This window comes from Pseudomonas sp. FSL R10-1350 (assembly GCF_009600525.1).
In the GTDB taxonomy this organism is placed as follows: domain Bacteria; phylum Pseudomonadota; class Gammaproteobacteria; order Pseudomonadales; family Pseudomonadaceae; genus Aquipseudomonas; species Aquipseudomonas helleri.
The window spans coordinates 37,325-50,636 of sequence record NZ_WIVR01000024.1 but is presented as its reverse complement, the minus strand read 5'-3'; the positions used below and the strand labels follow the sequence as shown (position 1 = coordinate 50,636).

General features: G+C 59.1%; 11 protein-coding genes and 1 pseudogene. 2 read left to right on the top strand and 10 right to left on the bottom strand.

Annotation, left to right across the window (positions count from 1 at the left end; all coding sequences use genetic code 11):
- Nucleotides 1-4: 4 nt before the first annotated feature.
- From trpE to rpe, 3 genes are all read right to left on the bottom strand, one after another.
- Entirely contained in the window at nucleotides 5-1,492 is a 1,488-nt protein-coding gene (gene trpE, locus GHO25_RS13120; protein WP_048389631.1) for an anthranilate synthase component I, read from the bottom strand.
- Nucleotides 1,493-1,561: 69 nt separating this feature from the next.
- On the bottom strand, nucleotides 1,562-2,380 hold the full coding sequence (locus GHO25_RS13115) for a phosphoglycolate phosphatase (RefSeq protein ID WP_153390947.1): 819 nt from the start codon (nucleotides 2,378-2,380) through the stop codon (nucleotides 1,562-1,564).
- On the bottom strand, nucleotides 2,377-3,051 hold the full coding sequence (gene rpe / locus GHO25_RS13110; protein WP_048372202.1) for a ribulose-phosphate 3-epimerase: 675 nt from the start codon (nucleotides 3,049-3,051) through the stop codon (nucleotides 2,377-2,379). Before rpe ends, GHO25_RS13115 begins: the two co-directional genes overlap by 4 nt.
- Before the next feature lie 285 nt (nucleotides 3,052-3,336).
- Here rpe and GHO25_RS13105 point away from each other — a divergent pair.
- Nucleotides 3,337-3,794 (top strand): annotated as a pseudogene (locus GHO25_RS13105) (transposase).
- Nucleotides 3,795-3,797: 3 nt separating this feature from the next.
- On the opposite strand, the gene GHO25_RS13100 reads toward GHO25_RS13105, so the two are convergent.
- The 6 genes from GHO25_RS13100 to GHO25_RS13075 form a co-directional block, all read right to left on the bottom strand.
- Nucleotides 3,798-4,622 carry an ABC transporter permease gene (locus GHO25_RS13100; protein WP_048372203.1) on the bottom strand — a complete coding sequence of 275 codons (825 nt, stop codon included), beginning with the start codon at nucleotides 4,620-4,622 and terminating at the stop codon, nucleotides 3,798-3,800.
- Between the two features lie 10 nt (nucleotides 4,623-4,632).
- Nucleotides 4,633-5,880, bottom strand: a complete 1,248-nt coding sequence (locus GHO25_RS13095; protein ID WP_048372205.1) for an ABC transporter permease — start codon at nucleotides 5,878-5,880, stop codon at nucleotides 4,633-4,635.
- 68 nt (nucleotides 5,881-5,948) lie between these two features.
- Nucleotides 5,949-6,989 carry an ABC transporter substrate-binding protein gene (locus GHO25_RS13090; RefSeq protein WP_153390946.1) on the bottom strand — a complete coding sequence of 347 codons (1,041 nt, stop codon included), beginning with the start codon at nucleotides 6,987-6,989 and terminating at the stop codon, nucleotides 5,949-5,951.
- 40 nt (nucleotides 6,990-7,029) lie between these two features.
- The gene (locus tag GHO25_RS13085) at nucleotides 7,030-8,154 is read right to left on the bottom strand and encodes an ABC transporter ATP-binding protein (protein ID WP_048389627.1); all 1,125 of its coding nucleotides are present in this window, start codon (nucleotides 8,152-8,154) and stop codon (nucleotides 7,030-7,032) included.
- A 295-nt stretch (nucleotides 8,155-8,449) separates the two neighbouring features.
- Nucleotides 8,450-9,079, bottom strand: coding sequence for a response regulator transcription factor (locus GHO25_RS13080; protein WP_048372210.1), 630 nt, complete (start codon nucleotides 9,077-9,079; stop codon nucleotides 8,450-8,452).
- A 10-nt stretch (nucleotides 9,080-9,089) separates the two neighbouring features.
- Complete coding sequence (locus GHO25_RS13075) at nucleotides 9,090-11,501, bottom strand: PAS domain S-box protein (protein WP_153329199.1); 2,412 nt, start codon at nucleotides 11,499-11,501, stop codon at nucleotides 9,090-9,092.
- Nucleotides 11,502-11,555: 54 nt separating this feature from the next.
- On the opposite strand from GHO25_RS13075, the gene GHO25_RS13070 reads away from it, so the two are divergent.
- Nucleotides 11,556-12,548, top strand: coding sequence for an alpha/beta hydrolase family protein (locus GHO25_RS13070; protein ID WP_153390945.1), 993 nt, complete (start codon nucleotides 11,556-11,558; stop codon nucleotides 12,546-12,548).
- Here the strand turns inward: GHO25_RS13070 and GHO25_RS13065 are convergent.
- Nucleotides 12,545-13,312 carry a TerB family tellurite resistance protein gene (locus tag GHO25_RS13065; RefSeq protein ID WP_153390944.1) on the bottom strand — a complete coding sequence of 256 codons (768 nt, stop codon included), beginning with the start codon at nucleotides 13,310-13,312 and terminating at the stop codon, nucleotides 12,545-12,547. The two genes, GHO25_RS13070 and GHO25_RS13065, sit on opposite strands and share 4 nt — an antisense overlap.

The following is a 13,312-nucleotide window of genomic DNA, read 5'->3' as shown; positions in this document are numbered from 1 at the left end:
CTCCTCAGGCGTCGGATGCGGGGGTTTGTTCAGCGAGCGCTACGGCACGAAACATCGCGCGACGTTTATTCAGCGTCTCTTCCCACTCCAGGGCCGGTACCGAGTCAGCGACAATGCCGCCGCCGGCTTGTACGTGCAATTCGCCATCTTTGATCACGGCGGTCCGAATCGCGATGGCCGTGTCCATGTTGCCGTTCCAGGCGAAATAACCGACTGCGCCGCCATACACGCCACGCTTGACCGGTTCCAGTTCGTCGATGATCTCCATCGCGCGAATTTTCGGCGCACCCGACAACGTGCCCGCAGGCAAAATGGCGCGCAACGCGTCCATTGCGGTCAGGCCGCTTTTGAGCTGGCCAGTGACGTTAGACACAATGTGCATCACGTTGGAGTAACGCTCGATCACCATCTTCTCGGTGAGCTTCACCGAACCGGTTTCCGAAACGCGCCCCGTGTCGTTACGCCCAAGGTCAATCAGCATTAAATGCTCGGCAATTTCCTTGTCATCCCCCAGCAGGTCTTTTTCCAGCGCCAGGTCCGCTTCTTCCGTGGCGCCGCGTGGGCGAGTCCCGGCAATCGGGCGCACGGTAATCAGATTGTCTTCCACCCGCACCAACACTTCCGGCGAACTGCCCACCACGTGGAAGTCACCAAAGTTGAAGAAGTACATATACGGCGTCGGGTTGAAGCAACGCAGCGCGCGGTACAGATCAATCGGCGCGGCCTTGAAGTCGATCGACATGCGCTGCGACGGCACAACCTGCATGCAGTCGCCCGCCAGGATGTAGTCCTTGATCGTATCAACGGCTTTTTCGTAATCGGCCTGGGTGAAGCTGGAACGGAACACCGGATCAGCGGCTTGCTGCTGGGTGAAATCCAGGCCACGGCGCGGGGCAATCGGTTGGCGCAACTGCTCAAGCAACGCCTCAAGACGCGCCTGACCCTGGTCATAGGCATCGGCCTCAGACGGATCCACCAGCACGATTGCGTGCATCTTGCCGGCCAGGTTATCGAACACCACAACAGCGTCCGACACCATCAGCAAAATGTCCGGCACGCCCAGCGGGTCCGGGTTCGGGCATTTACCCAAACGCTTCTCGACATAACGCACGCAGTCGTAGCCGAAATAACCCACCAGACCGCCGTTAAAACGCGGCAGACCGGCAATGGTCGGTACGTTGTAACGCGCTTTGAAGGCCTCAACGAAAGCCAACGGGTCTTCAACCTCGTGAGCTTCGATTTCTACACCGTCGTGGGTGATGCGGATCTGTTGCTCATGGGCACGCAACACCGTGCGGCATGGCAAACCAATGATCGAATAACGCCCCCACTTCTCGCCGCCCTGCACCGACTCCAGCAGATAGGAGTTGGGCTGGTCAGCCAGTTTCAGGTAGATCGACAGCGGCGTGTCGAAGTCAGCAAGGGTTTCACGTGCAAGCGGGATACGGTTGTAGCCAGCAGCGGCCAAGCGCAGGAATTCTTCGCGGATCATGAGGTGCCTCGTGGTCTGAGGTAAAACAGTCAGGTATGCAAACGTGCCGGATCTCCGGCCAGATAAAAGTCAGGCGCGCCAACGCCAACGGGCCAGGGCCTTGATAACTTTCATCCAGAGTTTGCGAGTGACCACCACGATGGAATCTCTTTGAGAGGGGTGAACAGGAGCGCCCAACGTTATCTCAGGCGCCGAATCTAAGCAACCGGCTATCAGCTCTTGCAGGCTATCAATAACTGCATCCGGTGACTCTTCGGCAATCGGTCGGCCATGGTTATAGCCGTAACTCAGCGCAACACAGCGTACACCTGCGGCCTTGGCCGCCAGCACGTCATTGCGCGAATCACCGACAAACAGCGACTCTTGCGGAGTAACACCGGCCATTTTCATGACAAAAAACAGCGCTGCAGGGTCCGGCTTTTTCTGCGGCATGGTATCGCCGCCGACAATCCAGCGAAAAAACCGGCCCAGCTTCATCTCATCCAGCAAGGGCGCCACAAACCGCTCGGGTTTGTTGGTAATCAGGGCCATTTCAACGCCCTGCTTTTGCAGCCACTTGAGGCTTTCGCGCACACCCGGGTAAACCTTGGTGTGTTCATGGCCGCCCGCGTAGGCTTCCATAAAAATCTCCAGCGCCTGCTCGGCTTCGGCGTCATCGACGCCCTTTGCGTCCATGTTGCCGGCCAGCGCACGGCGCACCAGCAACGGCGCACCGTTGCCAACCCACATCCGCACGTTCTCGATGCCCGCCGGTGGACGCCCCAGTTTGAGCAGCATGCTCTCAACGGCGACGGCCAGATCTGGAACCGAGTCGATCAAGGTTCCATCCAGATCGAACATCACCAGTTTAGGCAGCGGCCCCTGGAGCGACTGCTCAAAACGGCTCATGGGCGTGCCAACGCAAGCTCGGCGCGCATTTTCTGGATGACTTCTTCGTAGTTCGGCGTGTTGAAAATGGCCGAACCGGCGACAAAGGTGTCGGCACCGGCTTCAGCGATTTCACGGATATTGCCGACGTTCACGCCACCATCGATTTCCAGGCGGATATCACGGCCCGAAGCGTCGATCAGTGCACGGGCTTCACGCAGCTTGTTCAACGTACCGGGAATGAACTTCTGCCCGCCGAAGCCCGGGTTCACGCTCATCAACAAGACCATGTCGACCTTGTCCATCACGTACTTGAGCACATCCAGTGGCGTGGCCGGGTTAAACACCAGACCCGCCTTGCAGCCGCCTTCGCGGATCAACTGCAAAGAGCGGTCAATGTGCTGAGTGGCTTCGGGGTGGAAGGTGATGTAAGTCGCCCCGGCTTCGATAAAGTCGCCAATGATCCGGTCGACCGGGCTGACCATCAAATGGGCATCGATGGGCGCGGTGATGCCGTATTTGCGCAGCGCGGCGCAGACCATCGGGCCGATGGTCAGGTTGGGGACGTAATGATTGTCCATGACATCGAAGTGCACGATATCAGCGCCCGCGGCGAGCACATTGTCGACTTCCTCGCCCAGGCGGGCGAAATCGGCAGAAAGAATCGATGGGGCAATAGCGAAGGGCTGCATAACGCACCTTTTAATAAGCAAATCACGGTGGCGGGCATTGTATACGCCCTGCCAAGAAGCGCCACCGCACCGTGATGATTGGCGCCTAAAGCCAACTTCACGACCGCTTCGCGCCCGATCGCAGCCTGCGGCAGCGACTACAGGGCGCATACCTATGTAGTCGCTGCCGCAGGCTGCGATAAGGGCCAAAGGACCTTCCAGCAATATCTTGCGAATAAAGAAGGCGGCTACGTCTACGCCCAACGGCTAGTTTTAAAAAACACGGACCTAGACGAGGGCAAAGGAATGCCGCGTTGCTATACCAGCAATCGCCTATTAAAAGGCCGCTACTGCGAACCAGGACGACTGTATCTACTCACCACGGTGACTGATCAACGGCGTCCAGTGTTTGAAGACTTTCAGCTAGGAAGGCTTTTAGTCGATCAATTTAAACAAGCCCATGACGAAGGCATCGTGACATCAAAGGCATGGGTCGTGATGCCGGACCATTTTCATTGGTTAGTCGAACTGAACAACAAAACACTGGGCGAATTAATGTGCCGTATCAAGTCACGCAGCAGCGTGACCGTTAACAACGCCAGCAGTCCAGCGGTCGACTATGGCAAAAGGGTTATCACGACAGGGCATTGCGCCGTGAAGATGACCTCAAAGAAACCGCCCGCTACATCGTACAAAACCCGATCCGTGCGGGCCTGGCCACACGAATCGGGGACTATCCCTTATGGGATGCGTGCTGGATGTAACCCTTATGCCTGGGCTGTGCGCATTTTTTCGCTGCGCCCGCGCAGCCATTCCAGGGTCAGCAGCAACACCACCGAGAAGGCAATCAACAACGTCGCCGCGGCGGCAATGGTCGGGCTGAGGTTTTCGCGGATGCCGCTGAACATCTGCCGTGGCAAGGTCGCTTGTTCGGGCCCGGCCAAAAACAGGGTCACGACCACTTCATCAAACGAGGTCGCAAAGGCAAACAACGCCCCCGAAATCACCCCCGGTGCAATCAGTGGCAAGGTCACCCGGCGGAACGCCGTCAGCGGCGAAGCCCCCAGGCTGGCCGCAGCACGCACCAGGTTCTGGTTGAAGCCCTGCAAGGTCGCCGACACGGTGATGATCACAAACGGCACACCCAACACCGCGTGCACCACGATCAACGAAAAGTAGCTGTTGCCCAGGCCCAGCGGCGCAAAGAACAGGTAGCTGGCCACACCGATAATCACCACCGGCACCACCATCGGCGAGATGACTAAGGCCATCACCAGCGCCTTGCCCGGGAAGTGCCCCCGGGTCAGACCAATGGCCGCCAACGTACCAAACACCATGGCCAGCACGGTCGCGGCAGGCGCCACGATCACGCTGTTTTTCAAGGCCCGCATCCACTCCGCCGAGCCAAAGAAATCCTGGTACCAGTGCAGCGAAAAGCCCTGCAACGGATACACCAGAAAGCTACCCGAGTTGAACGACAACGGGATGATCACCAGCACCGGCAAAATCAGAAACAACAGGATCAACCCACACAGAATGCGCAAGCTGTAAAACCACACCCGCTCAATGGGCGACATATAAGGACTCAGCATGGCGGTCTCCTTAGCTCAAGCGCAGGCGGCTTGCGCCTACCAGCCAGTTGTAAATCAGATAAAGCACCACGGTCGCCAACAGCAGCAGGCCGCCCAATGCCGTCGCCATACCCCAGTTGATGCTGGTGTTGGTGTAGAACGCCACGAAGTAGCTGACCATTTGATCGTTCGGGCTGCCCAGCAAGGCCGGGGTGATGTAGTAGCCAATCGCAATGATGAACACCAGCAAGCAACCCGCGCCCACACCGGCATAGGTCTGTGGGAAATACACTCGCCAAAAACTGGCAAATGGATGGCAACCGAGTGAGATCGCTGCGCGCATATAGGTCGGAGAAATACCTTTCATCACGCTGTAGATCGGCAGAATCATGAACGGCAACAAGATGTGCACCATCGCGATGTAGACACCGGTCCGGTTGAACACCAGCTCCAGCGGCTTATCAATAATGCCCAGGCTCATCAACCCGCTATTGATCAGGCCACCCGATTGCAACAAGACAATCCAGGCCGCGACCCGAACCAGCACCGAGGTCCAGAACGGCAACAGCACCAGAATCATCAACAGGTTGCTTTTGCGTGCCGGCAAGTTGGCCAACAGGTACGCCAACGGATACGCCAGCACCAGGCAGATGCACGTGATGACAAAACCCATCCAGAACGTACGCGCAAAAATATCCAGATAGATCGACTGATCCGGAGTGGCCGGGGCTATTTCGCCCAAGTCGTCGATACGGTGATCAACGGAGGCCAACAGGTAAAACGGGGTAACGCTTGAGGTGTTGCGCTTGATTGCCTGCCAATAAGCCGGGTCGCCCCAGCGCTCGTCCAGGCCTTCCATCGCGTCTTTGTAAGACGCTGGCTGCGCCTTGAACGGCAAGCCCTTGGCGGTTTTCATCAGCAGGCTGCGGTAGCCGGCCAATTCCATGTTCAGACGCTTGGACAAATCACCCAGCACTTGATTCTTGCGGGCTTCGGCCAAGTCTTCACTCAACGCCTGGTACACCGGCTCAGCGGGCAACCCCTTACCGTCCCAGCTGTGCACGGCCACCACCGTACGCGGCAAGCCCTCTACCACTTCCGGGTTACCGACGCTTTTGTAGAGCAGGGCCGCGATGGGCACCAGGAACACCAGCAACAAGAAAATAACCAACGGTGCGATCAGGGCCTGCGCTTTCCAGCGATTAACCCGTTCGGCACGCTTTAGGCGTTTTTTCAACGACGTGTTGGAGACCTCGTTCAGGGGAACGGCGATGGCCATGGCGAACTCCGGAAATCTTTAAACGATGGCGGCGTGGCCAGAACAGCCACGCCGCAGTTGCGTACTGCTTACTTGGCAGCCCAGGCGTTGAAACGCTGCTCCAGTTGCTCACCGTTATCAGCCCAGAAGCTGACGTCGATTTGCACCTGGTTAACGATGTTTTGCGGGGCGGTCGGCATATCTTCCTGCACGTCTTTAGGCAGCAAAGGCATGGCTTCTTTGTTCGCCGGGCCGTACGCAATGTTTTGCGAGTAGAGGCTCTGCTGTTGCGGCTGCAAGGTGAAAGCCATGAACTTCTTCGCCACGTCGGCTTTAGCCTTGCTCAGGCCTTTAGGGATGGCCCATGCATCGAAGTCATAGATGCCGCCATTCCAGACGATCTTTAGATTGCTTTCTTTTTGTACCGCAGCGATCCGGCCGTTGTACGCCGAGCTCATGACCACGTCGCCAGAGGCCAGGTACTGCGGCGGCTGAGCGCCCGCTTCCCACCATTGAATGAAAGGCTTGAGCTCATCGAGTTTTTTGAAGGCGCGGTTCTGCCCGTCCTTGCTCGCCAGCACGGTGTACACATCCTTTGGCGCCACGCCATCGGCCATCAAGGCAAATTCGAGAGTGTATTTGGCGCCTTTACGCAAACCGCGCTTGCCCGGGAATTTTTGCGTGTCCCAGAAATCCGCCCAGCTGGTCGGCGCAGTTTTCAGTTTGTCGGCGTTGTAAGCCAGTACCGTTGACCACACGAAGAAGCCCGCGCCGCAGGTCTGGATTGCGCCTTTGACGTACTGCTCCGGGTTGCCGAACAGTGCAGGGTCCAACGCTTCAAACATGTCTTCATCGCAGCCACGGGCCAGTTCTGGCGACTCAACTTCTACCAGGTCCCAAGAGATGCTTTTGGTATCGACCATGGCCTTGATTTTGGCCATTTCACCGTTGTACTCACCGGCGATGATTTTGCCGTCGCCCTTGGTTTCCCACGGCTGGTAAAACGCTTTGACCTGCGCCGCCTTGTTCGCGCCGCCAAACGACACTACGGTCAGGTCAGTCGCGGCCAGCGCACTGCCCGCAAACATCAGGCCGAGGCTCAGAGCCGTTAACTTTAAAGTCTTGTGCATTGTGTGTTCTCCGCTGTGCAGGGTAGGTGAAGACGGGCGATCAATTCGCCTCTAATACAGGGTCCAGCGCACGTACATGTTCGACTTGCCAGCCCAGCGGCACGACATCGCCGACGGCCAGGGTGGGGTCCAGCTCGGCAATCGGCTGTTTCACAAAGAAATCGGTCTTGCCGCAGACTTCCAGACGAACCCGGACGTGGTCGCCCAGATAGATAAATTCTTCGACACGCCCCGAGAAACGGTTGGCGCAGGACTCGCTCGCGTCCTTGAGGGTGATGCGCTCGGGACGAATTGACAGCGTCACCGGATCGCCCGTGCGGCCCACATTCACGGCCAGCGCCTGCACCTTCTCGCCACGGCTCAACTCGACCACGCAGCGCTCTCCGTCCTGGCTGTGCAGGCGGCCGCTGAGGCGGTTGTTCTCGCCAATAAAGTTGGCCACAAAGGTGTTTTTGGGTTCTTCGTAAAGGGTACGCGGCGGGGCAATTTGCTGGATCTCGCCCTGATGGAACACTGCCACCCGGTCCGACATCGTCAGCGCTTCGCCCTGGTCGTGGGTCACGTACACCACGGTCACGCCCAGGCGTTGGTGCAGGTGCTTGATCTCCATCTGCATGTGTTCACGCAGCTGTTTGTCCAGTGCGCCCAATGGTTCGTCCATCAGGACCAACTGCGGTTCGAACACCAGCGCCCGCGCCAGGGCAACACGCTGCTGCTGGCCACCCGACAATTGCGCCGGATAACGCTGCGCAAACGCTTCGAGCTGGACCATGCTGAGGACTTTTTTCACCCGCTCGCTGACATCGGTGCGGTTAAGGCCGCGCACCGTCAACGGAAACCCGAGGTTTTCGGCCACCGTCATGTGCGGGAACAAGGCGTAGTTCTGAAACACCATACCGATGTCGCGCTTGTGCGGCGGCACATTATTGATGGCCCGCCCGGCCAGCAAAATCTCGCCAGCGGTCGGCGTTTCAAAGCCGGCCAGCATCATCAGACTGGTGGTTTTGCCCGAACCGGACGGTCCGAGCAAGGTCAGAAACTCGCCTTTGCGAATATCCAGATTAAGATCTTTGACGATCAGGTTTTCGCCGTCATAGCTCTTTTGCACGCCACGGAAGCTGACCAATACATCACTCGCCCCAGCGCTTGCACCGACCTCACTCATAACCGCACCTTTTGTTTTGGACTGCTGTAGTCCAAGACTAAAGAAGGTGCCAGCCCACAGAAATCGGGGCGCAGGAGAGATTTACATCAGCAGGCTGGAAGGCTTTTTGTAGGGATTGCCCTATAGCAATGTCGCAAACAGAACGCCTCCTTCCACCCGGCCCAACGACTACGTTGAGAGCCGTCACAAAACTGTCGCAAACAGATATGCACACCCAAAAAAACCTGTAGGAGCGAGCTTGCCTCGCGATCTTTTTTGCCTTCTAAAAATCGCGAGGCAAGCTCGCTCCTACGGTTTAGATCAACTTATGCTCCATCGCATACTTCACCAACTCCGCCAGCGAGGTGACATTGAGCTTCTGCATCAACCGCGCTTTATGGGTGCTGATGGTCTTGCTGCTCAGCGCCAGTTGCTGGGCAATGTCGTTGACGTTCGCCCCCTGGGCCAGGCGCTCAAACACCGAAAACTCGCGCTCGGACAACAACGCGTGCAGCGGCCGCTCATCCGTCAGCCCCACCTCAAACACCATGCGATCTGCCAGCTCCGGGTCGATATAGCGCCCGCCCGCGGCCACCTTGCGAATGGCGGTCAACAGCAGTGCCGGGTCGCTGTCTTTAGTGGCATAGCCCGCCGCGCCAAACTTCAAGGCACGGGCCGCCATTTGCGCTTCGTCGTGCATCGACAACACCAAAATAACCGGCGGGTTGTTCAACGCACGAATCCGCGGGATGGCCTCCAGCCCATTCACCCCCGGCATGGAGATATCCAGCAGCACCACTTCACACGGCACATGGCGCAAGGTTTCAAGCAACTGCTCGCCATTGCTCGCCTCGCCCACCACCAACAAGTCTTTCGCCAGGCCGATCAATTGCTTGATACCTTCACGCACGATGGTGTGATCTTCTGCTACCAGTACACGAATCACAGGTCCTTCCTTATTCAGAGTCACTTGGGTCTGGCTGGCGTTGAATCAATGGCACGCGCACCGCCAGGGTAGTGCCCTCGCCCGGTTCGCTGTGCAGGTCCAGGGTGCCGCCAAGCATCAGGACGCGCTCGCGCATGCCCACCAGGCCGAAGGAGGTAGAGCGCCCGGCCGTCGGCTCAAAGCCCCGGCCATCATCACTGATGGTCAGGCACAACTCCCGGCCTTCGACACTCAGGGTCAACTCAACCGTTTGCGCATCGGCGTGGCGCAGCACGTTGGTCAGGGCTTCCTGCAAAATCCGGAACAGGCCCACTTCCTTGGCCGCACTCAACGGCGGCAGTTGTTCAGGGACTTGTACCAGACACGGGATATTCGAGCGTGCTTCAAAACGACGGGCCTGCCACTCAATCGCCGAGCTGATCCCGGCATCCAGAATCGGCGGGCGCAAGGCCGTGGCCACATCACGCACGAGCTGGAACAACTGGGCGATGAGTTTTTTCATGCTATTGAGCCGCTCGCGCAACCCCGGATCAAGGTCCGCATACGCCAGCTCACACATCGAGGTTTCGAGTTTAAGCACCGTGAGCATTTGCCCCAGCTCATCATGAACCTCGCGGGCTATTCGCGCCTTTTCTTCCTCGCGCACGCTCTCCAGATGCGCCGACAGCTCACGTAACTGACCGCGTGAACTGTCCAGTTCCAGCTCAATGCGCTTGCTCTCGCTGATGTCCCAGACAATCCCGTCCCAGACCACCGTACCGTCTTCAAGACGGCGGGTAATGGCTTTGATCTCGGCCCAGCGTTGCAGCCCTTCGCGGGTCAGGATTCGCCCTTGCCACGACCAATCGCTGTCACTGTCTATGGCCACGTCCTGCACCCGATGGTAATCGGCTCTGTCATCCGGGTGCACGAGGCTGCGCAGGCCAACGTCATGTCGGCGTAAGGTCGCCGGAGAAAACCCCACCAGGCTCTCGCTGCCTTCACTGATATAAGGGAAGTCCAGCTCACCCGTCAGCAACGAGCGCTCCAGCCGAAACACCAGCCCCGGCACGTTGGCCGCAATGCCTTGCAAGCGCGCATCACTTTCTTGCAACGCGGCCTGCACACGGCGGCGCTCGGTGATGTCATGCAGGTAAACCACCAGGTATTCGGCCTGTTTGAAACGCAGGAAACTCAACGTCACGTCAGCCGGGAACTCGCTGCCATCAGCCCGCACGCAAATCGCTTCCATGCGCTGCGCCGTGTCCTCGTTACCCCGCGCGCGGCGCCACAAGCCCAACCAGCGGTCCATGTCCAGGCCCGGCTCGAAATCACTCAATGGTCGGTCGAGTACCGCGCCGGGCGAGTATCCCAGCATGTTTTCGGCCGCCTGATTGGCATACCGGACATGGCTGTCCCAGTTAACCCATAAAATGCCCACCGGGCTTTTGTCGATGGAAAACTGCGTGAGACGCAGAGCCTCAGCGCTGGCGGCCCCCTCGGCGAGGTCTTCGCGGGCCTTCAACAGCGCCTGCTCCAGAACACTCTGCTGGCGGCGCTGCCACACCACAATGGCCATGCTGGCCAGCATCAGCGCCCCGAACAACAGCACGAGGTTTTGCCAGAAGCCGGGCGAATGGGTTGAGCGCGCGAACTTGGGCTGCAACCAGCGCGTGTGCAGTTGCTCCATGTCCCGCGCAGGAATCGCGTGGAGCCCGCGCTCCACGATGCCGGCCAGCTCGGGCAAGTCCCGACGCGTACCCACCCGCAAAAGCTGCGGCAAGCCAATGTCGCCAACCACTGCCAACGCTGTGAACTCAGGCTCGGCAGAAAGCCGCGCCAGTTGCGCTTCATCAATCACCGCATAGGTGGCTTGCTGACTCAGCAGGAGTTGCAGGGCCTGACGCTCCAGCGGCACGCCTTGCAGATTGAGCCCCGGATAACTGGAGCGCAAAAAATCTGCCGTCGCACCGGGCATCCGCACGGCGACACGGGTTTTGCTGTCGATGCGATCAAGGTCTACCGAACCCGAGCCATTGCGTTCACCGACCAACAATTGCGGGACCCGCATATAAGGGTCAGAAAAAATCCACACGCGCAGCCCGGCCGGGGTTTGCTTGAGCCCCGGCGCGATGTCGATTTGCCCCTCACGCGCGGCCTTCTCCAACTGTTCAAGGTCCGGGTAGGTGCGCCAGGTCAGGTCAATGTCCAGGCTCTGCGCCAGCCATTTCATCAGCTCAACATTGGCCCCGGACAACTGCTGCAAACGTTGGTCAAACGTGGCATAAGGCGCCTGCAATACCAGGCCGACCCGCAGCGCTTTATGCTGCGCCAGCCATTGCTGTTGCTCGGGACTTAATTGCGCCGCCGGGATGGACGTCGCGTGCCCCATCAAGGGCAGCCACAACCAGCCGATAACCAACAGATAGCAAAAACGCTTCATCGCAACACTCACACCCATTACGCTGCCGGGATAACTTCTGGCCTGGAATTACTTATGTCTTCTTTGCGCCTGGCGTTGGCGGCGTTGTACCTGTCATCTGCCTTACCGGTCCTGGCGGCCGAGCCAGCTCCCGACACCACACCCGCGCAACCCGCACCCGTGGTGCGTCAACCCTTGCCTGAACGCAGCCAGGAAGATGCCACTGCACTTGAACGACAAGTGCCGGCTGCTGAGCAGCAACACCTGCAAGCCGCGCAGGATACTTTTCTGGCGCTCTGGAAACCGGCCAACAGCAGTGACCCCAGCGGCGTCGTGGTGATCGTCCCCGGTGCCGGTGAAAGCGCCGACTGGCCACGGGTCGTAGGCCCATTGCGCAACAAACTGCCAGACGCCTACTGGGCCAGCCTGAGCCTGAGCTTGCCTGACCTGCGCAGCGAAGCCAGCCAACCGCGCGCGGCCGAACCAGAGAAAATTCTTACAGAGCCCGCGCCGAACAGTAGCAGTAAAGAGGCCAGCACCACAGCCAAACCCATCGAGCAGGCCGCCAGTGTCGGTACCGAGAACCCGGACACCGAGCTGCAACCCGAGCAAACCCTGGAAGCGCTGACCAACGCTGACGCCGAGCGCATTTTCGCCCGCATCGACGCGGCCATTGCCTTCGCTCAGCAGCAACACATGCGCAGTATTGTGCTGCTCGGGCACGGTACGGGGGCTTATTGGGCAACGCGTTACCTGAACGAAAAGCAGCCCAAGCAGGTGCAAAAGCTGATCCTGGTGACAGCGCAGTCACCCGCTCAGGTCGAACCCGATATCAATGTATTGGCCCCGGCGCTCTCGGTTGAGCTTCTGGATGTGTTCTACAAAGACAAACCGCTCATGCGCAAAGCCGCCTTGCAACGGCTACACGCCAGCAAACGCATGGATCGCTCAAATTTTAACCAGGTGGGCCTGGACACCATTGCCGGCAATCGCGAGGCTGAGCAGGAACAACTGTTGCGCAGGGTTCGCGGCTGGCTCAGCCCGAAGGCAGTGGATAAGCCAGACTAACGAAAACCGCGGTACTCACGGATCAACGCATACGCGTGATGCAGCTCACGGGTTTTATCGGTGGCCTCACGCACCTGCGCCGGGGTTGCACCGGCGCCCGCCACTTTGTCCGGATGGTGACGGCTGAGCAAACGCCGGTAAGCCCGTTTGATGTGCTCGGGGTCGGTGCTCGCGGTCACGCCAAGCAAGGCCAGCGCCTGCTGGTACGTGCCGCCGCGGGTCGCGGGTGTTTTTTTCTGCGGCTCGTAATCGGCCCCCAGCAGCTGCACTTGTTGCGGGGGCCAGCCCAACCAACGGCCCCACTGAAAAATCAATGTCCGCTCTTTGGGGTCCACCCGACCGTCCGCCACAATCATTCGCCAACAGGCACGCAACACGCCTTCGGCCGCCGCTGGTTGAGCCCGCAGGCGCAGCAGATAACCGCGTAACGAGTCATGCTCGGACTTGCCCCGGTTAAACGCGGCAATCGCACGCTGCTGCGCGGCCGGATTCATGTCGAGCTGGCGCATTTCCTGGCGCGCCTGTTCGATGTGTTTATCCACAACCCGCCCGCCGCTCTTGGCCAGCCGACCGAGTAAAACAAACAGCAGCTCATCATTGCGCAAGGCCGGGCGGCCACCCAGACGCTCACGCAATTGCGCCCAACTGTGAAGTTGCAAGCGCCGGTCCAGGGCTTGCCCCAACAAAGCGCCAAGCATGGCCCCCGGAATGCTGGCGATGAAAAAGCCAGCCCCGGCTCCGATCAGAGTCCCTGGCCACAGCAT